Source organism: Streptomyces sp. NPDC017448, assembly GCF_044330565.1.
Lineage (GTDB): Bacteria > Actinomycetota > Actinomycetes > Streptomycetales > Streptomycetaceae > Streptomyces.
In genome coordinates this window covers 255460-278103 of sequence record NZ_JBIRLM010000006.1, presented here as the reverse complement: position 1 = coordinate 278103, position 22644 = coordinate 255460, and the positions used below count along the sequence as shown (strand labels likewise).

Below are 22644 nucleotides of genomic sequence, written 5' to 3'. Positions count from 1 at the left end.
GCGAGAGCCGGAGCCCCTGACCGATGGGGACACACCTGCCGAGGAGCGCCCCGCATGAGCCTGACCCTGAGGACCATCAGCCGAGAGCAGCATCTGGCATACATCCAGAGCCTGCCCTCGGCCAGTCACTGCCAGGTTCCGGCGTGGGCTGACGTGAAGACCGAATGGCGATCGGAGAACCTCGGCTGGTTCGACCGGGACGGCCAGATGGTCGGCGCGGGCCTCGTCCTGTACCGCCAGCTCCCCAAGATCAAGCGCTACCTGGCCTACCTTCCCGAGGGCCCGGTCATCAACTGGTACGCGCCCAATCTGGACGACTGGCTCCAGCCGATGCTCGCCCACCTGAAGCAGCAGGGTGCCTTCTCCGTGAAGATGGGCCCCCCGGTGGTCATCCGCCGCTGGGACGCGGCGGCCATCAAGTCCGGCATCCAGGACCCCGACGTGAAGCGGCTGCGCGACGTCGAGGCCACCCACATCGAGCCGCGCGCCTTCGAGGTCGCCGACCGGTTGCGGAAGATGGGCTGGCAGCAGGGCGAGGACGGCGGCGCCGGATTCGGGGACGTACAGCCCCGTTACGTCTTCCAGGTGCCGCTGGCCAACCGCTCCCTGGAGGACGTGCTCAAGGGCTTCAACCAGCTGTGGCGCCGCAACATCAAGAAGGCCGACAAGGCCGGCGTCGAGGTCGTCCAGGGCGGCTACGAGGACCTGGCCGAGTGGCAGCGGCTGTACGAGATCACCGCGGTGCGCGACCGCTTCCGGCCGCGCCCCCTCTCCTACTTCCAGCGCATGTGGACCGTCCTCAACTCCGAGGACCCCAACCGGATGCGGCTCTACTTCGCCCGGCACAACGGCGTGAACCTCTCCGCGGCCACGATGCTCGTCGTCGGCGGACACGTCTGGTACTCCTACGGCGCCTCCGACAACATCGGCCGCGAGGTCCGGCCGTCCAACGCGATGCAGTGGCGCATGCTGCGCGACAGCTACGCGATGGGCGCCACCGTCTACGACCTGCGCGGCATCAGCGACTCGCTGGACGAGACCGACCACCTCTTCGGTCTGATCCAGTTCAAGGTCGGCACCGGCGGCGAGGCCGTCGAGTACGTCGGCGAGTGGGACTTCCCGCTCAACAAACTCCTCCACAAGGCGCTCGACATCTACATGTCGCGCCGCTGATCGGCTTCACCGCTCTTCCGGGCACCCCCTCGTTCGTTCCTCGATCCACCGCAGCCACCAGAAAGGTTCCGGGCCGGCCATGGCGCTCTCCCTCTACGTCGACACCGCGCGCTGGCGGGCGCACCAGAAGTCCGTGATCGACCAGTTCCCCGGTCTCGTACCCGTCTGCAAGGGCAACGGCTACGGGTTCGGCCACGAGCGTCTCGCGGACGAGACGATCCGCTTCGGGGCCGACACCCTCGCGGTCGGGACGACCTACGAGGCGGCCCGGATCAAGGACTGGTTCAGCGGCGACCTGCTGGTCCTCACGCCGTTCCGCCGCGGTGAGGAGCCCGTACCCCTCCCGGACCGGGTCGTCCGGTCCGTCTCCTCCGTCGACGGGGTGCACGCCCTGGTGGGCGCCCGGGTCGTCATCGAGTGCATGAGCTCGATGAAGCGGCACGGCGTCAAGGAGGAGGAGCTCGGGCAGCTGCACGCGGCGATCGAGGACGTCCGCCTCGAAGGCTTCGCCCTGCACCTCCCCCTGGACCGCACCGACGGCTCCGACGCCGTCGAGGAGGTCATAGGCTGGATGGACCGGCTGCGAGCGGCCCGGCTGCCGCTGCACACCATGTTCGTCAGCCACCTGCGCGCCGAGGAGCTGGCCCGGCTCCAGCAGCAGTTCCCCCAGACCCGCTTCCGCGCCCGTATCGGCACCCGGCTCTGGCTCGGCGACCACGAGGCCACCGAGTACCGGGGCGCGGTCCTGGACGTCACCCCGGTCGTCAAGGGCGACCGGTTCGGCTACCGCCAGCAGAAGGCCGCGTCCGACGGCTGGCTGGTCGTCGTGGCCGGCGGCACGTCCCACGGCGTCGGCCTGGAGGCGCCCAAGGCTCTGCACGGCGTGATGCCGCGGGCCAAGGGCGTCGCCCGCGCGGGCCTGGCCACCGTCAACCGCAACCTGTCGCCGTTCGTCTGGGCGGGCAAGCAGCGCTGGTTCGCCGAGCCCCCGCACATGCAGGTGTCGATCCTGTTCGTGCCCTCGGACGCCCAGGAGCCTCGGGTCGGCGACGAGCTCGTCGCCCACCTGCGTCACACGACCACCCAGTACGACCGGCTCGTCGACCGCTGAGCCGTCCGCCCCGGGGTCAGCCGTCCCGGGTGGGCGCCGCGCCCCGCTCCACCTGAGGGCCGGTGACCGCCGGGGGCCCGGGGGCAGGGGCTTCGGACGCCAGCACGAACGCGTCCGGAGCCCCGTCGAGGACACCGCCCGCCGGGTCGTCCGCCCCGTCGGCGCGCACCGGGTCCCCCTCCGGCCGGAGGATGTCCCGGACGACCAGCGCGCACAGGTACAGCGTGCCCAGCAGGTGCAGGGCGATCGCGGCCTGGTAGCCCTCCTGCGGCAGCCCTTGGTGCTTGTCGCCGTCGCTGGTGTAGGCGAGGTAGAACCAGATCCCCAGGAAGTACATGACCTCGCAGGCCTGCCAGATGAGGAAGTCGCGCCAGCGCGGCCGGGCCAGGACGGCCAGCGGGATCAGCCAGAGCACGTACTGCGGTGAGTAGACCTTGTTCGTCAGGATGAACGCGGCGACCACCAGGAACGCCAGCTGGGCGAAGCGCGGCCTGCGCGCCGCTGAGAGCGCCAGCCCGGCGATGCCCGCGCAGAACACGACCATCAGGACGACCGACGCCGTGTTGACCGTCTCCACGTCGATGGGCTTGCCGGTGCGCTGCGTGATGACCAGCCAGAACGACCCGAAATCGATGGGCCGCTCCTGGCTGAAGGTGTAGAACTTCCGCCATCCCTCGGGGGCGAAGACCATCACCGGCAGGTTCACCACGAGCCAGGCCGCCCCCGCGCCCAGCAGCGCCGTCCCGAACGCGCGCCACCTGGCCGCCCGCCAGCAGAGCACCAGGAGCGGGCCCAGCAGCAGGACGGGGTAGAGCTTGGCGGCCGTGGCCAGGCCGATGAGGACGCCGAACGCGAGCGCCCGGCCCCGGGACCACACGAGCATCGCCGCAGCCGTCAGCGCGACGGCCAGCAGGTCCCAGTTGATGGTCGCGGTGAGGGCGAACGCGGGGGCCAGCGCGACCAGAAGGCCGTCCCAGGGGCGGCGGCGTTGCGTACGGACGGTGCACACCGCGACGACGACCGCGCAGATCATCAGCATGCCCGCGTTGACCATCCAGTACATCTGCTCGCGCTGCTGGATCGGGTCGTTGTCGGGCGTCAGCGTCAGCCAGGCCGCCACCTGCATGAACACCCCGGTCAGCACGGGGTACTCCAGGTACTGCATGTCGCCGCTCAGCCGATCGAAGTACGGCACGAGCCCGTCGGCGAACCCGCGGCCCAGGAAGAGGTGGGGGATGTCGGAGTAGCAGGCGTGCGTGTACTGCGAGGTGGCGCCGCGGAACCAGGCCCATTCGTAGCAGGGGATCTTCTGCACCATGCCGAGGGCGAACATCCCGATCATGACCAGCGCGACGACGCGCACGGGGGGGAGCGGACCGTCGCCCAGTCGCGCCCAGCGTCCCACCCGGCCGCCGAACAGCTCGCTGCCGGCCGCCGCGACCTCGTCCTGGTCGGTGGGCCGCACGACGGTCCGGTCCTGGTCCACGCTCGTCTCTTCCGCGCTGGGGCTTGGCATGCCGCACATCCTGCCGTACGCGGCTGTGCCCGGGGCGAGCACCGCTCCGGGCACAGCGGGAGAGCCCCCGGGCCCGCGCGCCGTCGGAACGCGGCGAGGGCCGCCGTACCCGGGTGGGTACGGCGGCCCTCGCCGCTGTGCGTGATCGGCCGACGGGCTCCGGGGGTGGTCCGGCTAGCGGCCGGTGCCCCAGATCGTGCTGCCCCCGTCGGGGTTGCCGCTGCCTCCTTGGGGGCCGCCGGGGTCGCCCCCCTCGCTCGTTCCGGAGCTGTCGCCTCCGCCGTCCGCTCCATCGCTGTCGCCGCCGCCGTCGGCCGCTCCGCCGTTCTGACCGCCGCCGTCGTCCGCTCCGCCGTTCTGGCCGCCGTTGGCGTCCTGGCAGTTCGGATCGAAGATGCTGCAGCTCCTGGTCGGCGTCGGCGACGGGGGGGCCGGAGTGGTCTGGGTCGGCGTCGGAGTCGGCGACGGCTTCTCGGAGGGCGTCTGCGAAGGCGTGGGGCTGGGCGTCGGACTGGGGCTGACCGCCCCGCCGCCCCACACGACCTCGCCCAGGTCCTGCGGCTCCGGGAAGGAGAGAACCTTCTTGCCCTTCATCGCCTGGGTCATGTAGTCGTGCCAGATGGAGGCGGGGAACGAGTTTCCGTGAATCTTCTTCTCGCCACCCGTGCCGAACATCTTCTCGAACTCGCGCTTGGTGTTCGTCTCGTCGTCGTCGAGTCGGAACATGCTGATGGCGGTCGAGATCTGCGGGGTGTACCCGACGAACCAGGCGGACCGGTTGCCGTCCGTCGTACCGGTCTTGCCGGCGGCCTCGCGGCCCTCGAGCCGGGCGGGCTTGCCCGTCCCGTTCTCCACGACGTTCTTCAGCACGTCGGTGACGTTGTCGGCGATGGCCGGGCTGAAGGCCCGCTTGGGCTTCTTCTTGTGCTGGAAGACGACCTCGCCGCCCCGCTTCACCTCGGTCACCGAGTACGTGTCGTTCTGCTGACCGCTGGTGGCGAAGGTGGAGTAGGCGCCCGCCATGCGGATGGCGCTGGGCGAGGAGGTGCCGATGGAGAACGAAGGCACGGTCGCGTCCGCCATGAAGGTGTCGTCCTTCAGACCGGCGGCGACGGCGACGTCCTTGACCTTGTCGGTGCCGACGTCCATGCCGAGCTGCACGAACGGGGAGTTCGCGGACTGCTCCATGGCCTTCCGGAGGTCGATCTCACCGTAGTCGTGGTTGCCGTCGTTGGTCTGGCGCCACTCGTTGTCGTTCTCGTCCAGCCAGATCTTGCCCGTGTAGTCCTTGATCCGCACGCCGTCGTCGCCGTTGTAGATGCTCTTCGGCGAGACCTGGGTGCGCTGGGATTCGTTCTGCTCCGGAGGCCCGGAGGGGTCGCGCACGCCGTACTGCATCGCCGCCGCCAGAACGAAGGGCTTCCACGTCGAACCGACCTGGGCGCCCGTGGCGTCGGCGTTGTTGGTGAAGTGCGTGGTGGCGTCCTGGCCGCCGTACGTGGCGATGATGGCGCCGGTCTTCGCGTCCACGGACGCACCGCCGAACTCGACGTGCGTGTCTGTCTTGGGGCGCTCCTCGGGCCGGATCTTGGCCTTGTAGACCTTCTTCACCGCGGCTTCCAGCTGCTTCACCTGCTTCTGCCGGAAGGTGGTGTGGATCTCGAAACCGCCGAGTTCGAGCTGCTTGGCGTCGATGCCCTGGTCGTTGTTGGCGAGGAAGTACTTCTTGGCGAGATCCACCAGGTAGCCGGTCTGGCCGCCCAGTTTGGCGTCCTTCCTCAGCGGCAGCGGCTCCGGGAACTCCTTGTACTTGGCGCGCTCGGCCGCCGTCATCCGCCCGTCCTTGACCTGCTCGTCAAGGATCCACTTCCACCGCTCCTCCGCCCGCTTCCGGTTCTTCTCGGGGGTCGCGTTCTCCTTGTCGATGTCAGGGGCGCCGGCGGGGTCGTAGTAGCTGGCGCCCTTGAGCAGGGTGGCCAGGAAGGCGCACTCGCTCGCGTCCAGGTCGCCGGCGTCCTTGTTGTAGTAGGTGCGCGCCGCCGCCTGCAGCCCGGAAGCCCCGCGCCCGTAGTAGGAGACGTTGAGGTAGCCGGCCATCACCTCTTCCTTCTTCATCTCGCCGCCCACCTTGAGCGTGATGAAGAGTTCCTTGAACTTGCGGGTGAGGGTCTGCTCCTGGGAGAGCCTGGAGTTCTTCACGTACTGCTGGGTGATGGTCGACCCGCCCTGGGTCTCTCCGCCGGTGGCCATGTTGAACAGCGCACGGCCGATGCCCTTCGGGTCGATGCCCCTGTCCGACGCGAAGCTCTTGTTCTCGGCGGAGATCACGGCATTGCGCATCTCCTCCGGGATCTGCTCGTACTTGAGCACCTGGCGGTTGACCGCACCGCCGGTCGCCACCATCTGGGTGCCGTCCGCCCAGTAGTAGACGTTGTTCTGCGCCTTGGCGGTCTTGTTGATGTCCGGCGGGACCACAAGGGCGTACGCAATGCCCCCGATGCCCATCAACAGGGCGAGGAACCCCAGGCAGAGCCCCGACACCAGCTTCCACGAGGGCACCCAGCGGCGGAACCCGTACCTGCCGTGGCGCGGGTAGTCGATGAACCGCTTCTTGCCGGGGTCGCCGTCGTCGTGTCCGCCCGGCCCGCCTCCGCGCCGCCGGCCCCCGCCCGCGCCGTGCCCCCCCGCGTCGGCGCCACGGCGCCGTCCGCCCTTCTGGGCCGCGCGGCGGGCCTCGGCGCGGCTGCCGTACGGGCGCTCCTCGCCGTACGAACCGGATGACGGTTCGGAAGGTGATACCGAAGCAACCCTGCGTGACGGGCCTGATCGGCGTCCGGTCGACTGCTGGGCGGCTCGTCTGGCCGCGGCACGCCCGCCACCTTGCGGCTGAGGCGTTTTGCGACGGTGCTCGCTCATGGAACGACTACTCCTCGGGCAGGCGAGAGCGCCTGGAAGCGGCAGTTGAGATCCGGTCCCCCCGAATGACGGACAAGCCGCTGCGGAAGGCTCGTCCGCAGTACATCCGGCTGTCCGCGTTGACTGACGCGCGAAGGCGTCTCGCGGTTCCCGGTGGTCTGCATGCCGCACAGACTACGCACGGTCAAAACCCGCCTAGGGCCGAACTTCACCCCAAATAACGCAAGTCGAACCCCGAGAATTGCCGATGTGACGCCGCTCACGAAGGTCACCCTTGTCGAAGAGGACGGACAGATCTATCGTGCTGATGTATCGAGTCGATACATCAGCACGGCATAAGTCCACCGGCGGCCCCGGTGGACCGTGCCGGCAGGAACAGCGGGAGAGGAGGGGGCACGGGTGAGCAGACGCTCCGGCATTCTGGAGTTCGCCGTTCTCGGTCTGCTCCGTGAGTCGCCGATGCACGGCTATGAGCTGCGCAAACGCCTCAACACCTCGCTGGGGATCTTCCGTGCTTTCAGTTACGGAACCCTCTACCCCTGCCTCAAGACGCTGGTGTCCCACGGCTGGTTGATCGAGGAACCGGCCGGCGACCCGGCCGGCCCCGCGTCGACCGCCGGACGTGCGACCACCGCCTCTTCCTCCTCACTGACAGGCCGCCGGGCGAAGATCGTCTACCGGTTGACGGCAGAAGGTAAGGAGCACTTCGAGGAGCTGCTGTCGCACACCGGCCCGGACTCCTGGGAGGACGAGCACTTCGCCGCGCGCTTCGCCTTCTTCGGCCAGACCGAGCGCGACGTGCGGATGCGTGTGCTCGAAGGCCGGCGCAGCCGGCTGGAGGAGCGCCTGGAGAAGATGCGCGCCTCACTCGCCCGCACCCGTGAACGACTCGACGACTACACACTTGAGCTGCAGCGACACGGCATGGAGTCCGTGGAGCGCGAAGTTCGCTGGCTGAACGAGCTCATCGAGAGCGAGCGGTCGGGACGGGATCGGCGACGATCCTCGCCCGAGGGCTCCGCTCAGCAGGACACACCTGGAGAGACGGGCGGCCTGCCCCGGCACCGGGACAACACCCCGCCGGATCCGTCCGACGACACCGCCAAGTGAAGTCATCGCACTCCGCGGCGACTTCATCGGAAACACCGATTACACAGGGAGCAACCGGAATGGGTTCGGTTCGCGTAGCCATCGTAGGCGTGGGCAACTGCGCCGCCTCGCTGGTGCAGGGCGTCGAGTACTACAAGGACGCCGATCCGGCCGGCAAGGTGCCCGGCCTGATGCACGTTCAGTTCGGCGACTACCACGTCAGTGACGTCGAGTTCGTCGCTGCCTTCGACGTCGACGCGAAGAAGGTCGGTCTCGACCTGGCGGACGCCATCGGCGCCAGCGAGAACAACACCATCAAGATCGCGGACGTGCCGAACACGGGCGTCACCGTCCAGCGCGGCCACACCCACGACGGTCTCGGCAAGTACTACCGCGAGACGATCGAGGAGTCCGCGGACGCCCCGGTCGACATCGTCCAGGTCCTCAAGGACCAGCAGGTCGACGTCCTCGTCTGCTACCTGCCCGTCGGCTCCGAGGTCGCGGCGAAGTTCTACGCGCAGTGCGCCATCGACGCCAAGGTCGCGTTCGTCAACGCCCTCCCGGTCTTCATCGCCGGCACCAAGGAGTGGGCGGACAAGTTCACCGAGGCCGGTGTTCCGATCGTCGGCGACGACATCAAGTCCCAGGTGGGCGCCACCATCACGCACCGCGTGATGGCGAAGCTCTTCGAGGACCGCGGCGTCATCCTGGACCGCACGATGCAGCTGAACGTCGGCGGCAACATGGACTTCAAGAACATGCTCGAGCGTGAGCGCCTGGAGTCCAAGAAGATCTCGAAGACGCAGGCCGTCACCTCGCAGATCCGCGACCGCGAGCTCGGCGCCGACAACGTCCACATCGGCCCCTCGGACTACGTGGCCTGGCTGGACGACCGCAAGTGGGCGTACGTGCGCCTCGAGGGCCGCGCGTTCGGCGACGTCCCGCTGAACCTGGAGTACAAGCTCGAGGTGTGGGACTCCCCGAACTCGGCCGGTGTCATCATCGACGCCGTCCGCGCGGCGAAGATCGCCAAGGACCGCGGCATCGGCGGCCCCATCCTCTCCGCGTCGAGCTACTTCATGAAGAGCCCGCCGGTGCAGTACTTCGACGACGAGGCCCGCGAGAACGTCGAGAAGTTCATCAAGGGCGAGACGGAGCGCTGAACCGGCTTCTTCGGCCGATCGCTTCACCGGAGCGCTGAGCCGACACGGTCACCGCTTCCTGCCGCACGTAGGGGGCCCCGGGCAATCCGCCCGCGGGCCCCCTACGTGTGTGACGCTTGCTCCCATGTCTGTCGCGCGTGATCTGCGCATCCTGCTGCGCCTGCGGAACTTCCGCCGTCTGCTCACCGTGCGGCTCCTCTCCCAGTCCGCCGACGGCGTCTATCAGGTTGCTCTCGCCGCCTACGTCGTCTTCTCTCCGGAGAAGCAGACGTCGGCCGCCGCCATCGCGTCCGCCATGGCCGTACTCCTGCTGCCCTACTCCCTGATCGGTCCCTTCGCCGGGGTGCTGCTGGACCGCTGGCCCCGACGCCAGGTCTTCCTCTTCGGGAATCTCCTGCGGGCCGGTCTTGCCTGCTCCACGGCTCTGCTGATGCTCGCCCCGGCGCCCGACTGGCTTTTCTACGCCTCGGCTCTCTGCGTCACCGCCGTCAACCGGTTCGTGCTGGCCGGTCTCTCCGCCGCTCTGCCCCGGGTGGTCGACGACGACCGCCTCGTCGTCGCCAACTCCCTCTCCCCGACCGTCGGCACGCTGGCGGCGACCGCGGGAGGCGGTCTCGCCTTCGTCGTACGGCTGGTGGCCGACGGGTCCGACGCGGCCGTCGTACTGCTGGGATCGGTGCTCTACCTGTCGTCCGCGCTGGCGTCCCTGACGCTGCCCCACGTCCTGCTGGGGCCGGACGCCGAAACGAGCCCTCTGCGGTTGCGGGCCGCCGTGGCCGTGACCGCACGCGGGCTGGCCGCCGGGGTGCGCCACCTGGCACAACGGGGCGACGCGGCCCGGGCCCTGGCCGCGATGACCGTGATCCGATTCTGCTACGGCGCGCTCACCGTGACGGTGCTCATGCTGTGCCGCTACGCCTGGACGGACACCGAGTCCGACGGGCTGGCCCTGCTCGGCCTGGCGGTCGGAGCCTCGGGGGCAGGGTTCTTCGTCGCCGCCGTCGTCACCCCGTGGGCGGTGGGGCGGCTGGGCCGGTACGGGTGGATCGTCGGTTGCGCCGGTTCGGCGGCGGTCCTGGTCCCCGCCCTGGGCCTCTCGTTCGCTCCGGTCCCGATGGTGATCGCCGCATTCGTGCTCGGCGTCGTGACGCAGGGCTCGAAGATCGCGACCGACACCGTCGTGCAGACCTCGGTCGACGACTCCTTCCGCGGCCGGGTCTTCTCGCTCTACGACGTGCTCTTCAACATCGCTTTCGTGGGGGCCGCCGGAGTGGCGGCCCTGATGCTCCCGCCGGACGGCAGATCGGCCCCCGTCATCGTGGTCGTGGCAGTGCTGTACGCGGCGGTCGCGGTGACGATGTTCCGCCGACGAGGGACCGATGGTCCCCGGTAGCCGGGCAAGGAAGCGAGGAGGGGCGTCGTTTCACGTGAAACGACGCCCCTCCTCCCCGAACAGTGAGCGATGTTTCACGTGAAACCTCGCTCGTCCTGACTCAGTCCTGCCGCGCCCACCACTCCTTGAGCGCCGCCACCGCGGCGTCCCGCTCCATGGGTCCGTGCTCCAGCCGCAGCTCCAGCAGGAATCCGTACGCCTTGCCGATCACCGGCCCCGGCCCGACCTCCAGGATCTGCATGATCTCGTTGCCGTCCAGGTCGGGGCGGATCGAATCGAGCTCTTCCTGCTCCTGGAGCAGGGCGATGCGCTCCTCCAGATGGTCGTAGGTACGGGAGAGCGCGTTGGCCTTGCGCTTGTTCCGAGTCGTGCAGTCCGACCGGGTCAGCTTGTGGAGGCGTTCGAGCAGCGGACCGGCGTCACGCACATAGCGGCGCACCGCGGAGTCGGTCCATTCGCCGTCGCCGTATCCGTGGAACCGCAGGTGCAGCTCCACCAGCCTCGACACGTCCTTGACCAGCTCGTTGGAGTACTTGAGCTCGGTCATGCGCTTCTTGGTCATCTTCGCGCCCACCACTTCGTGGTGGTGGAAGGAGACCCGGCCGTCCTTCTCGAAGCGGCGCGTCCTCGGCTTGCCGATGTCATGGAGCAGCGCGGCCAGCCGCAGGACGAGATCGGGTCCGTCCTCCTCCAGATCGATGGCCTGCTCCAGGACGGTCAGCGAGTGCTCGTAGACGTCCTTGTGACGGTGATGCTCATCACTCTCCAGGCGCAGCGCGGGAAGCTCGGGCAGCACATGGGCGGCGAGCCCGGTGTCGACCAGGAGTCCCAGACCCTTGCGCGGGTGCTGGGAGAGCAGCAGCTTGTTGAGTTCGTCGCGGACCCGCTCGGCGGAGACGATGTCGATCCGCGCGGCCATCTCCGTCATGGCGGAGACGACGTCGGGAGCGACCTCGAAGTCGAGCTGAGCGGCGAAGCGGGCCGCCCGCAACATGCGCAGCGGATCGTCGGAGAAGGATGCCTCGGGTGTGCCCGGCGTGCGCAGGACACGGTCGGCGAGGTCCTTCAGACCTCCGTACGGATCGACGAACTCCTTCTCCGGCAGCGCCACGGCCATCGCGTTGACCGTGAAGTCGCGACGCACCAGGTCGTCCTCGATGGAGTCGCCGTAGGAGACCTCCGGCTTGCGCGAGGTCCGGTCGTACGCCTCCGACCGGTAGGTCGTGACCTCGATCTGGTAGCCGTCCTTCTGGGATCCGACGGTGCCGAAGGCGATCCCGACCTCCCACACCGAGTCGGCCCACGGGCGGACGATCTCGAGTACGTCCTCCGGGCGGGCGTCGGTGGTGAAGTCCAAGTCGTTCCCGAGCCTGCCCAGCAGCGCGTCGCGGACCGAACCGCCGACCAGCGCGAGCCCGAATCCGGCCTTCTGGAATCGGCGGGCGAGGTCGTCGGCTACCGGGGACACTCGCAGCAGCTCACTCACCGCGCGGTGCTGCACCTGGCTCAGTGCACTGGCGTTCTCTTCGTTGGCGTTCGGCACAACAGAAAAGGGTACGTGCACGGGCCGCCCGCGACGTCATCGTTTACGCGGCCCCTGCGAGCCGCCCGCGATCATGTGCGATGGACCCCAGCACTTCGGCCCGCCGCACCTCGTTACCATGCGTGGACGCAGGACCGAACGACCGACAGCATCTGACGACGACGAGGGACGGGTAGGCGCGTGGCGGAGGCGGCAGATTTCCAGGGGACTCGTCCCTCTCCTGCCCGCCGGTGGCTCCGGCGCACGACCTCTGCGGTGCTCGGAGCACCGCTCCTGGCCGGTCTGCTGGCCGTTCCGGCCGCCGGCGCCGCCCCGGCCTCCGAGCCCGCCAAGGCCCCCTCCGGCTCCCGTACGGTCGACGTGTCGCTCAACACCCTCTCCCCGGGTGTGCCCTCGAAGGACGACACCCTGACCGTCTCCGGAACGCTCACCAACAAGGGCAAGAAGACGATCCGCGGCGCCGAGGTCGATCTGCGGGTCGGCCCCCGGCTCAACGGCCGGGGCGAGGTCGACGACGCCGCCAAGCGCTCCCCGTACGTTCCCGGCGCCGACCCGGTCACGGTCGGCGACGAGTACACGCTGAAGCTCCCCGAGCTCGCCCGGGGGATCAGCCGGGACTTCACGCTCACCGTGCCCGTCGACAAGCTGCGACTGGACGACCCGGGCGTCTACCAGCTCGGCGTCTCGGTCTCCGGCCGCACCGCGGGCAGCCCCTACGAGCAGGTGCTCGGGATCAAGCGCTCGTTCCTGCCCTGGCAGCCCGAGGCGAGCGACAGCAGGACGAAGCTCACCTTCCTCTGGCCGCTGATCGCCTCTCCCCACGTCACGGCGGAGACCCGCTCGGACCAGCAGCAGACCCCGGTCTTCGCCGACGACGACCTGGCGAAGGAGCTGGCGCCCGGCGGCCGGCTGGAGCAGATGGTGTCCCTGGGCAGCCGCCTGCCGGTGACCTGGGTCGTCGACCCGGACCTCCTGGCGAGCGTCGCGGCGATGGCCGGGAAGTACGAGATCAAGTCGGGTGACCGGACGGTCCCGGGCAAGAACCAGACCGTCGCCAAGCAGTGGCTGACCGCTCTGGAGAAGGTGGTGGAGGACGGCAAGGTGATCGCCCTGCCGTTCGCCGACCCCGACCTGGCCTCCATCGCGCACCGCGGGAAGAACGTATCCGGAACGCTCAGCCATCTGCAGAACGCCTCCACCGTGGCCGCGACCACGGTGGAGACCATCCTCCACGTGAAGCCGTCCACCGACTTCGCCTGGCCCGTGAACGGCGCCGTGGACACGTCCATCGTCGACGTGGCGACCTCGGCGGGCGCTCACAACGTGATCGCCCGCAGCGACAGCTTCCGCGAGACGTCGGAGATTCCGTACACCCCGACCGCGGCGCGGCCGATCGGCGGAGGGACCACCGCGGTCGTCGCGGACGCCCGGCTGTCGACCCTGTTCGACGGCGACATGTCGAGGGCGGGCGCTTCCACCCTCGCGGTCCAGAAGTTCCTCGCCCAGACCCTCGCGCTGACCGAGCAAGCACCGGACAACGAGCGCAGCATCGTCGTGGCCCCGCCCCGGATGCCCACCGCCGCACAGGCTCAGACGATGGCCCGGGCGCTGGGGGCCCTGTCGGGCAACCGCTGGACGCAGCCTCTCGACCTCGTGGCGGCCGCCGAGGTCAAGCCCGATCCGAAGGCCACCAGGAAAATCCCCCCACGCTCCGCGTACCCGGAAAAGCTCCGCGCCCAGGAGCTGCCCACCCAGGCGTTCCAGGACATCCGCGTGACCCAGGGATCGCTCGACAGCTTCGAGACGATCCTGACGCAGCCCGAGCGCGTGGTGACGCCCTTCGGCAACGCCGTCAACCGCTCGATGTCGACGTCCTGGCGCGGACGGCTCCCGGAAGCGCGGCAGTACCGCAACGCGGTCCGCGCGTACCTGAAAAGCCTCACCTCCGAGGTGCAGCTCATCAAGAAGTCCGACGTCACCCTCTCCGGACGCAGCGCGACCATCCCGGTGACGGTGCAGAACCAGCTGGTCCAGGGGGTGGACCGGCTGGTTCTCCAGCTGACCTCGGACAACCTCCGGCTCAAGTTCAACGACGACGGAACCAAGGCAGAGCTGCCGGTCGTCATCGCGGGCGGACACAGCCAGTCGGTGAAGTTCGACACGGCGACCAGCGCCAACGGACGGGCCCAGGTGACCGCCCGGCTGTTCACGGAGGACGGCACCCAGTACGGCGAGGAGATGACCTTCACCGTGAAGGTCTCCGAGGTGACGCCGACCGTCCTGCTCGTCATCGCCGGTGGCCTGCTGCTCCTGGTGCTGGCGGGCATCCGGATGTACACCCATCGCAAGCGCGCCGTGGCAAGCGACACGACGGACGGCGGCGATGGCGGACCCGAGCAGCCGAGTGACCGGGCCCCGGACACCGGTCCGGAAAGCGGGGCCCCGTCGGGAACGGGTGAGAAAGTGGACCGTTGAGCGATGTCTGTCGTGGCCGGTCGGCCGGGGACGATGAGGTAGGGGTTTCGATGAACGCGCCGTACGACGGTGACCGCGGACAGGGCGCGGGCGGAGCAGCGTCTCCGGGCGGGCCCCCGGTTCCTCCGGACCCGGACCGGGACGGTCCCGTACCGCCGGACCCGTACCTCCAGCAGGCCTACGAGGACGACCCCTACCGGGCGTGGGACCTCGCCGCCCAGGACCCGGTGGGAGAGGCGCTCTACGACCGCGCCGCGCACCCGCCGCCGCCTCCCGGCACCTACCAGGAGCCGGGTGCGCTCTACCAGCAGCCGCCCGCCTCCCCCTACGCCCCCGACCCGCGCATCTGGGCCCAGCCCCCGCCTCCCGAGCCTGCGGGCCCCTCCCGGCACCTGCCGTACGGGGACCGGCCGGAGACCACGCAGTTCGTCGGCGTCGACGACCTCGTCACGCAGGCGGCGGACGAGCGCCCGGAGCCGGACGCCTTCGCCCACCTCTTCCGGGACCAGGAAGGTGCGGGGAAGCCTCCGGGGGGCCCCGAACCGGCTCCCGCGCCCGTGCCGGCGAAGGGCGGCGGCAAGGTCTCCGGCCTCCTGAAGTCCAGCGCCGTCATGGCCGCCGGCACCCTCGTCTCACGGCTCACCGGATTCGTCCGGTCCCTGGTGATCACCGCCGCCCTCGGCGCCGCGATGCTCGGCGACAGCTTCACCATCGCGTACACCCTGCCGACGATGATCTACATCCTCACCGTCGGCGGCGGCCTGAACTCGGTCTTCGTCCCCCAGCTCGTCCGCGCGATGAAGGACGACGAGGACGGCGGCGAGGCCTTCGCGAACCGGTTGCTGACCCTGGTGATGGTCGCGCTCGGGCTGATCGTCGCCGCGGCGGTCCTCATCGCCCCGGTGCTGATCAAGTTGATGTCGAGCACGATCGCCGACGATGTGGCGGCCAACAGCGTCGCCGTCACCTTCGCCCGGTACTGCCTGCCCACCATCTTCTTCATGGGCGTGCACGTGGTGATGGGACAGATCCTCAACGCCCGCGGCAAGTTCGGCGCGATGATGTGGACCCCGGTCCTGAACAACATCGTCATGATCATCACGTTCGGGCTGTTCATCTGGGTCTACGGCACCTCCGCCGAGTCCCGGATGGGTGTGGACACCATCCCGCCGGAGGGCATCCGGCTGCTCGGCATCGGCACTCTGCTCGGGCTCGCCGTCCAGTCCCTGGCGATGATCCCCTACCTGCGGGAGACGGGCTTCCGCTTCCGTCCGCGGTTCGACTGGAAGGGCCACGGGCTCGGCAAGACCGTCAAGCTGGCCAAGTGGACCGTGCTGTTCGTCCTGGCCAACCAGGCGGGCGTTCTGGTCGTCACCCAGCTCGCCACGTCGGCGGGCAAGCTCTCCGGCAAAGACGGCACCGGCTTCCTGGCCTACTCCAACGCCCAGCTGATCTGGGGCATGCCGCAGGCCATCATCACCGTCTCGGTCATGGCCGCGCTGCTGCCCCGCATCTCCCGTGCCGCCCACGACAACGACCCCGGCGCCGTCCGCGACGACATCTCGCAGGGGTTGCGGAACTCGGCTGTCGCCATCGTGCCGGTGGCCTTCACCTTCCTCGCGCTCGGCCTGCCGATGTGCACCCTGCTCTACGCCTCCAGCGGCGCCGAGGCCGCCCGCTCCATGGGCTTCATCCTCATGGCGTTCGCGCTGGGGCTGATCCCGTACTCCGTGCAGTACGTCGTCCTGCGCGGCTTCTACGCGTACGAGGACACCCGCACCCCCTTCTACAACACGGTCATCGTCGCCGCCGTCAACGCCGCCGTCTCCGCCCTCTGCTACGTCGTCCTGCCCGCCCGCTGGGCCGTCGTCGGTATGGCGTTCTCCTACGGCCTGGCCTACGCGGTCGGCGTCGGTGTCGCCTGGCGCCGTCTGCGCACCCGGCTGGGCGGGGACCTGGACGGCGCGCTCATCGTGCGGACCTACGCACGTCTCTGCATGGCCGCGCTGCCCGCCGCCCTGATCGGCGGAGCCGTCGGGTTCGGCGTCCTGGAACTGGTCGGCACCGGTGCCCTCGGCTCCCTGGCCGCACTGGTCTGCGGTGGCGCCCTCCTCCTGGGCATCTTCTTCGTCGCGGCGAAGAAGATGCGCATCGAAGAGGTCAACGGCCTGGTGGGCATGGTCCGTGGGCGGCTCGGACGCTGAATGAACACCTGTCCGCACAACCATCCCCACACACCGCGTGTCGTGCTTAGCGCCGGAGTGTGGGCACAATTGGCGTGACTGTGCAGAGCTGGCTGGCATCGCGCAACGGATGGGGAGGCAGGAACGACGGTGGCGGAACGTAGCACGGCTGCCGTCGACGTGGCCGACAACAGCGGCGGCAAGCCGTTGGCCGCCAAGGCGGACGACACCACGGCCGACGGGACGGCGCAAGCCGAGAACACCAAGGGCGCGAGCCCCGAGGAGACCGGAGCGTCGGACGGTGGGCGGGAGCGTTCCGAGGTCGTCCCGGCCTCCCCCGACCTGCACAGCGGCCACAAGCTCGCCGGCCGCTACCGCCTGGAGGAGTGCGTCACCCGGCTGGACGGCTTCAGCAGCTGGCGCGCCGTGGACGAGAAGCTGCGCCGGGCGGTGGGCGTCCACCTGCTTCCGGCGGACCACCCGCGGGCCCGCTCGGTCCTGGCCGCCGCCCGCTCCTCGGCCCTGCTCGGCGACCCCCGCTTCGTCCAGGTCCTGGACGCCGTCGAGGAGAACGACCTCGTCTACGTGGTCCACGAATGGCTGCCGGACGCCACCGAACTCACCGCTCTGCTGGCCGCCGGCCCGATGGAGGCCCACGACGCCTACCAGCTCGTCAGCCAGCTCTCCCAGGCGATGGCCGCCGCCCACCGCGAGGGCCTGTCCCATCTGCGCCTCACCCCCGGCGCGGTCCTGCGCAGCTCCACCGGGCAGTACCGCATCCGCGGTCTCGCCGTGAACGCCGCCCTGCGCGGCATCACCGCCGAGCAGCCTCTGCGTACGGACACCGAGGCCATCGGCGCTCTCCTGTACGCCGCCCTGACCCGCCGCTGGCCGTACGGGGAGGACGCACACGGGCTCGCCGGGCTGCCCAAGGACCTGGGGCTCATCGCTCCGGACCAGGTCCGGGCCGGCGTCCACCGCGGCCTCTCCGAGCTCGCCATGCGGGCGCTGGCCAACGACGGCGCGACCGCGTCCCGGCAGGAACCTCCCTGCACCACCCCGGAGGAGCTGGCCAAGGCCGTCGCGGCCATGCCGCGCATCCTGCCGCCGGAGCCCGCGTTCACCGCGCCGCCGGCGTACCAGCGCACGACCTACCAGCAGGGCACCTACGGACGACCGTCCTCGCACCCGGCCGCCGTGCCCCAGCCGGTGATGCCGCCCCCGCCGGCCCCCCTGCAGAGCCGTGCCGGCCGCGCGCTCAAGTGGACTGTCTCGGCGCTCCTCATCGCCGCGCTGGGCCTCGGCAGCTGGCAGCTCGCGGAGGCCCTGCTCGACCGCACCCAGGGCTCGAACGACACCGGCGTCCCCGGCCCGCACGAGGACGACAAGAACAAGGGCGACAAGGCCGCCCCGCGCGCGGAGCCCCTGGAGATCGCGGGGGCCACGGAGTTCATGCCCGACGGCTCCGGGATCAAGCAGCTCGAGGCGGGCAACACCGTGGACGGCGACCGGGGGACACACTGGGTCACCCCGCGCTACAGGGGTTTCGCCAACTTCGGCAATCTCCCCCAGCGCAAGCAGGGCAGCGGAATCATCGTCGACCTCGGCAAGGTGCGAGACATCTCCGGCGTCGAGGTGTCCCTGTACCGGAGCGGGCAGACGACCACCGTCTCCGCCGCGTCCCCGGACGCGACGTCCCCGTCCACGACGGCCGACTTCGACCAGTCGATCGTCAAGCGGACCGTCGCGGGATCGACGCTCAAGGAAAAACTGAACGAACCCGTCCGCACGCGCTACGTCCTGATCCACATCACGGAGCTCCCGGCGGACGGCACCGGCGGATACCGGGGCGGCATCACGGAGATCTCCGTCCTCGGCTGAGCACGGTGGGGGCGGCCGTCCGTACCGAACGGTGATCACGATCCCGTCCACCCACTACGGTGGGGCGAACAGCCCGCCCCGGCGGGCGCCGACGGAGGCGAGGGTTGCGGCCGCCCTGCCCCTGACGGCAGGCTTCTCCCCGTCGCACCGCTTCGGCGGCGCGGCCACAGGCCACATCGGATCCGGTTCGGAGGGGGAGCACGGTGGATTCCGTTCCACCAGAGGCACCGAGCGACTCGGACCTGCTCGCCCGGCACGTGGCGGGCGACCCCGACGCCTTCGGCGAGCTCGTACGCCGCCACCGCGACCGTCTCTGGGCCGTGGCGCTGCGAACCCTGGGGGACAGGGAGGAAGCGGCCGACGCCGTCCAGGACGCGCTCGTCAAGGCTTTCCGCGCCGCCCACACCTTCCGCGGCCACTCCGCCGTCACCACCTGGCTGCACCGGATCACCGTCAACGCCTGTCTCGACCGGGCCCGCAAGACAGCCTCCCGGAAGACATCCCCGGTGGACGACGCCGAACGGCTCGATCACCTCCTGGAACCCCACGAATCCGCCGAGGCCCCCGCCGTGCGACAGGACCTCCACCGACAGCTCCAGGAAGCGCTGGCCACCCTCCCCGCCGACCAGCGGGCAGCCCTCGTCCTCGTCGACATGCAGGGCTACCCCGTCGCCGAGGCGGCCAGCATCCTGGAGGTCCCCACCGGCACCGTGAAAAGCCGATGCGCCCGGGGCCGGGCGAGACTGGCCCCCCTGGTCCGTCATCTGCGCGCGGAAGCAGGGGGACGGAGCCCGGCCGGGGACGACACAGCGGCCGGAAGGAACCGGGCGCCCGGCGCATCCGTCCCATCTGCGTCCAGCCCCAGAGACACAGCAGCAAGCGACCCTGCCGCGACGAAGGGAGGAGGTGGGCGCCCGTGACATCCCCGGCCGACACGGCTCAGCACCCCGAGGTCTCCGAGATCTCCGACCTCACCGAAGGGCTGCTCTCCCCTTCCCGGACCGAGGAAGTCCGGCTCCACCTCGCGGAGTGCGATCTCTGCACGGAAGTCCGGAGCTCCCTGGAAGAGGTACGGCGGCTTCTCGGAACGGTGCCCGCCCCTGAGCCGATGCCGGAGGACGTCGCCGCACGGATCGACGCGGCCCTCGCGGCGGAAACCCCCTCCTCCACCGCTCCCCCCGGGGGCACACCGGTGGTTGTTTCACGTGAAACAGCGACGGACGCAGACCCGACGGCCGGCCCCCCTCCTGTGAGCACCGGTGGCCCTGCCCCGGACCGCCCTGCGGGCCGGTCCTCAGCGACGGCCGGACCGGGGCGCCGCCCCACCCGCCGCCGTCGCCGCACCGTGCTCCTCGGCACCGCGTTCGGCGCGGCGGTCATCGGAGCGAGCGTCTTCTTCCTCCAGTCCGTAGCCCCGTCCGGCGACGCGTCCAGGACGGCGTCCGACAGCGGGGTCAGCGCAGCGGAAAGCGGGGCGCACTCCTATGCAGAGGGCACGCTCGAGGCCCAGGTACAGAACCTCCTCAGCGGCGGCGGGGGCCAGGAGAACCCGAGTGCCAAGAAGGTGCCGCCAGAGACGGACACCAAGGTGTCGAGCGAAGCCCTCGACCCTGATGCCGACGCCTCCCGAAGCCCCTTGAAGGCTCCCGTCGTCGCTGTCCCCCCATGTGTGCAACAGGCCACCGGCCGCACCGCACCGGCTCTCGCTCTCGACGAGGGGGAGTACGAAGGGAAGAACGCCTACCTCGTCGTCCTTCCCCACACCAGTGACCCCTCGCGCGTTCAGGCCTACCTCGTCTCCGCCACCTGCGTGGACACCGCACCGAACTCCCCGGGGCAGCTGCTGCTCACCCGCGCCTACGACCGCCCCTGAAAACCGTCCGCACCCGCCGCGGCACGTTCGGGAATGCATCAGCCGTAGGATCCGTTGGGTGGGGTGAGAGTCGTTGACCCACCCCGTAGGCAGTTAGGCAGTCTGCAGAAACGAGGAAGAAACCCGTGAGCGACGTCCGTAATGTGATCATCATCGGCTCCGGACCGGCCGGGTACACCGCCGCGCTGTACACCGCCCGCGCCTCGCTGAACCCGTTGGTCTTCGAGGGCGCCGTCACGGCCGGCGGTGCGCTGATGAACACCACCGACGTGGAGAACTTCCCCGGTTTCCAGGACGGCATCATGGGCCCCGAGCTCATGGACAACATGAGGGCCCAGGCCGAGCGCTTCGGCGCCGAACTGGTGCCCGACGACGTCGTCGCGGTCGACCTCACCGGCGACATCAAGACCGTCACCGACACGGCTGGCACGGTCCACCGTGCCAAGTCGGTCATCGTCACGACCGGCTCCCAGCACCGCAAGCTCGGACTGCCCAACGAGGACGCCCTCTCCGGACGAGGCGTCTCCTGGTGCGCCACCTGCGACGGCTTCTTCTTCAAGGACCACGACATCGCCGTGATCGGCGGCGGTGACACGGCGATGGAGGAGGCGACCTTCCTCTCCCGCTTCGCCAAGTCCGTCACGATCGTCCACCGCCGTGACACCCTGCGCGCCTCCAAGGCGATGCAGGAGCGGGCCTTCGCCGACCCGAAGATCACGTTCGCCTGGGACAGCGAGGTCGCCGAGGTCAAGGGCGACCAGAAGCTCTCCGGTCTGGTCCTGCGCAACACCAAGACCGGCGAGACATCCGAACTGCCCGTGACCGGACTCTTCATCGCTGTCGGCCACGACCCGCGCACCGAGCTCTTCAAGGGTCAGCTGGAACTCGACGACGAGGGCTACCTGAAGGTCGAGGCGCCGTCCACCCGCACCAACCTCCCCGGTGTCTTCGGTGCCGGCGACGTGGTCGACCACACCTACCGTCAGGCCATCACCGCGGCGGGCACCGGCTGCTCCGCCGCCCTGGACGCCGAGCGCTTCCTCGCGGCTCTGGCCGATGCCGAGCCCGCCGAGCCGGAGAAGACCCCGGCCCTCTGAACCTGCGCACCGCACCCCACCCCGAGAGACTAAGGAGGCCGCCGTGGCCGGCGACCTGAAGCACGTTACGGATGACACCTTCGACGAGGTCGTCCTCAAGAGCGGCAAGCCCGTTCTGGTGGACTTCTGGGCTGCCTGGTGCGGCCCGTGCCGCCAGATCGCCCCGTCGCTGGAGGCGATCGCGGCCGAGCACGGCGACCAGATCGAGATCGTCAAGCTCAACATCGACGAGAACCCGGCCACCGCCGCCAAGTACGGCGTGATGTCCATCCCGACCCTGAACGTGTACCAGGGCGGCGAGGTCGCCAAGACCATCGTCGGCGCCAAGCCGAAGGCCGCGATCCTCCGCGACCTGGAAGGCTTCATCACCCCTGCCTGACAGCTCGGCAGCGCCTCCGGCGCGATGTTTCACGTGAAACGGGCCCACCCTCTCAGGGGCGGGCCCGTTTCGCATGACGGCCGACAGCGGCCCGGCCTCACAGCGGGCGGAGCACCGGCTCCTTCTGGACCGCCCCCAGGAGCCGGTCGAGCGCCATCTCCACGTCTTCCTTCCAGGACAGCGTCGTCCGCAGGTTCAGCCTCAACCGTGGATGGACGGGGTGGGGCCGGACGGTCTTGAAGCCGACGGCCAGCAGATGATCCGCGGGAAGCATGCAGGTGGACGGCTCCCTCCGCGCGTCCCCGAACGCCTCGATGGCCTTGAAGCCACGGCGCAGCACGTCCTTGGCCACGGTCTGCACCATGACACGGCCGATCCCCTGGCCCTGGTACTCAGGGGCGATCACCCCGGTGATCAGCTGGACGGCGTCGGGGGAGACCGGGCTGGTCGGAAAAGCCGTCGAACGAGGAACGTAGGCGGGTGGGGCGAAGAGCACGAAACCGGCCGGTACATCGTCCACATAGACCACCCGGCCGCAGGAGCCCCACTCCAGAAGCACTGCGGAGATCCAGGCTTCCTTCTCCAGCCCCGGCTTGCCCGCTCTTACCGCGGCTTCCCCGCTGACCGGGTCAAGCTCCCAGAAGACGCACGAGCGGCACCGCTCGGGGAGATCCGAAAGGTTGTCCAGGGTGAGTGGTACGAGTCGGCGCCCCATGACGGCGATTCCTCACTTCCTCCACCCGCCGCACCCCGTGCGGCTGCCAACGCACTCCGTTCATGGAACAGGCCGCCGATGAAACCGCCGACCGCGCCCAGGCCCAGCCCGACCGCGACAAGGCGGCTACGGCTCAC

Annotated in this window: 16 protein-coding genes; 12 read left to right on the top strand and 4 right to left on the bottom strand. The window is 69.8% G+C overall.

The features are described 5' to 3' along the window. Positions 1-54: 54 nt before the first annotated feature. Together ACH4K1_RS13490 and ACH4K1_RS13485 are read left to right on the top strand one after the other, a co-directional pair. Complete coding sequence (locus ACH4K1_RS13490; RefSeq protein WP_073768161.1) at positions 55-1173, top strand: peptidoglycan bridge formation glycyltransferase FemA/FemB family protein; 1119 nt, start codon at positions 55-57, stop codon at positions 1171-1173. A gap of 79 nt (positions 1174-1252) precedes the next feature. Beyond that, positions 1253-2284 (top strand): alanine racemase, encoded by a 1032-nt coding sequence (locus tag ACH4K1_RS13485; protein WP_397772011.1) that lies wholly within the window; start codon positions 1253-1255, stop codon positions 2282-2284. Positions 2285-2300: 16 nt separating this feature from the next. Here ACH4K1_RS13485 and ACH4K1_RS13480 read toward each other — a convergent pair whose 3' ends face one another. Then, entirely contained in the window at positions 2301-3800 is a 1500-nt protein-coding gene (locus tag ACH4K1_RS13480) for a glycosyltransferase family 87 protein (RefSeq protein ID WP_398089172.1), read from the bottom strand. A gap of 174 nt (positions 3801-3974) precedes the next feature. Beyond that, positions 3975-6716 (bottom strand): transglycosylase domain-containing protein, encoded by a 2742-nt coding sequence (locus ACH4K1_RS13475; protein ID WP_398089170.1) that lies wholly within the window; start codon positions 6714-6716, stop codon positions 3975-3977. A gap of 399 nt (positions 6717-7115) precedes the next feature. Here ACH4K1_RS13475 and ACH4K1_RS13470 point away from each other — a divergent pair, with 399 nt between their 5' ends. The 3 genes from ACH4K1_RS13470 to ACH4K1_RS13460 all read left to right on the top strand — a co-directional run bounded on the left by ACH4K1_RS13470 (position 7116) and on the right by ACH4K1_RS13460 (position 10361). After that, positions 7116-7826: a helix-turn-helix transcriptional regulator gene (locus ACH4K1_RS13470; protein ID WP_398089169.1), complete on the top strand. Its 711-nt coding sequence runs from the start codon at positions 7116-7118 to the stop codon at positions 7824-7826. Positions 7827-7885: 59 nt separating this feature from the next. Then, positions 7886-8968 (top strand): inositol-3-phosphate synthase, encoded by a 1083-nt coding sequence (locus ACH4K1_RS13465; RefSeq protein WP_398089167.1) that lies wholly within the window; start codon positions 7886-7888, stop codon positions 8966-8968. A 124-nt stretch (positions 8969-9092) separates the two neighbouring features. Then, positions 9093-10361 carry an MFS transporter gene (locus tag ACH4K1_RS13460; RefSeq protein WP_398089166.1) on the top strand — a complete coding sequence of 423 codons (1269 nt, stop codon included), beginning with the start codon at positions 9093-9095 and terminating at the stop codon, positions 10359-10361. A 100-nt stretch (positions 10362-10461) separates the two neighbouring features. Here the strand turns inward: ACH4K1_RS13460 and ACH4K1_RS13455 are convergent, their stop codons facing one another. Continuing rightward, positions 10462-11904 carry a CCA tRNA nucleotidyltransferase gene (locus ACH4K1_RS13455; protein ID WP_398089164.1) on the bottom strand — a complete coding sequence of 481 codons (1443 nt, stop codon included), beginning with the start codon at positions 11902-11904 and terminating at the stop codon, positions 10462-10464. 180 nt (positions 11905-12084) lie between these two features. Here ACH4K1_RS13455 and ACH4K1_RS13450 point away from each other — a divergent pair, with 180 nt between their 5' ends. From ACH4K1_RS13450 to trxA, 7 genes are all read left to right on the top strand, one after another. Next, positions 12085-14379 carry a DUF6049 family protein gene (locus tag ACH4K1_RS13450; RefSeq protein WP_398089162.1) on the top strand — a complete coding sequence of 765 codons (2295 nt, stop codon included), beginning with the start codon at positions 12085-12087 and terminating at the stop codon, positions 14377-14379. Positions 14380-14429: 50 nt separating this feature from the next. Next, positions 14430-16583 carry a murein biosynthesis integral membrane protein MurJ gene (murJ, locus tag ACH4K1_RS13445; protein WP_398089161.1) on the top strand — a complete coding sequence of 718 codons (2154 nt, stop codon included), beginning with the start codon at positions 14430-14432 and terminating at the stop codon, positions 16581-16583. 129 nt (positions 16584-16712) lie between these two features. Continuing rightward, positions 16713-18443, top strand: a complete 1731-nt coding sequence (locus ACH4K1_RS13440) for a protein kinase family protein (protein ID WP_398089159.1) — start codon at positions 16713-16715, stop codon at positions 18441-18443. Positions 18444-18646: 203 nt separating this feature from the next. After that, positions 18647-19363, top strand: a complete 717-nt coding sequence (gene sigM, locus ACH4K1_RS13435; RefSeq protein WP_398089157.1) for an RNA polymerase sigma factor SigM — start codon at positions 18647-18649, stop codon at positions 19361-19363. Further along, positions 19360-20316 (top strand): hypothetical protein, encoded by a 957-nt coding sequence (locus tag ACH4K1_RS13430; RefSeq protein WP_398089155.1) that lies wholly within the window; start codon positions 19360-19362, stop codon positions 20314-20316. Before sigM ends, ACH4K1_RS13430 begins: the two co-directional genes overlap by 4 nt. 125 nt (positions 20317-20441) lie before the next feature. Continuing rightward, positions 20442-21413, top strand: coding sequence for a thioredoxin-disulfide reductase (gene trxB / locus ACH4K1_RS13425; protein WP_398089153.1), 972 nt, complete (start codon positions 20442-20444; stop codon positions 21411-21413). Between the two features lie 43 nt (positions 21414-21456). Further along, positions 21457-21792, top strand: coding sequence for a thioredoxin (gene trxA / locus ACH4K1_RS13420; protein WP_073768191.1), 336 nt, complete (start codon positions 21457-21459; stop codon positions 21790-21792). A 97-nt stretch (positions 21793-21889) separates the two neighbouring features. On the opposite strand, the gene ACH4K1_RS13415 is transcribed toward trxA, so the two are convergent. After that, on the bottom strand, positions 21890-22507 hold the full coding sequence (locus ACH4K1_RS13415; protein WP_398089151.1) for a GNAT family N-acetyltransferase: 618 nt from the start codon (positions 22505-22507) through the stop codon (positions 21890-21892). Positions 22508-22644 lie beyond the last annotated feature (137 nt).

Bases quoted from the DNA above. Each gene is read 5' to 3' on its own strand.
- ACH4K1_RS13480 (WP_398089172.1), bottom strand. From the start codon at position 3,800: ATGCCAAGCCCCAGCGCGGAAGAGACGAGCGTGGACCAGGACCGGACC.
- ACH4K1_RS13475 (WP_398089170.1), bottom strand. From the start codon at position 6,716: ATGAGCGAGCACCGTCGCAAAACGCCTCAGCCGCAAGGTGGCGGGCGT.
- ACH4K1_RS13490 (WP_073768161.1), top strand. From the start codon at position 55: ATGAGCCTGACCCTGAGGACCATCAGCCGAGAGCAGCATCTGGCATAC.
- murJ (WP_398089161.1), top strand. From the start codon at position 14,430: ATGAACGCGCCGTACGACGGTGACCGCGGACAGGGCGCGGGCGGAGCA.
- ACH4K1_RS13415 (WP_398089151.1), bottom strand. From the start codon at position 22,507: ATGGGGCGCCGACTCGTACCACTCACCCTGGACAACCTTTCGGATCTC.
- ACH4K1_RS13465 (WP_398089167.1), top strand. From the start codon at position 7,886: ATGGGTTCGGTTCGCGTAGCCATCGTAGGCGTGGGCAACTGCGCCGCC.
- ACH4K1_RS13485 (WP_397772011.1), top strand. From the start codon at position 1,253: ATGGCGCTCTCCCTCTACGTCGACACCGCGCGCTGGCGGGCGCACCAG.
- ACH4K1_RS13460 (WP_398089166.1), top strand. From the start codon at position 9,093: ATGTCTGTCGCGCGTGATCTGCGCATCCTGCTGCGCCTGCGGAACTTC.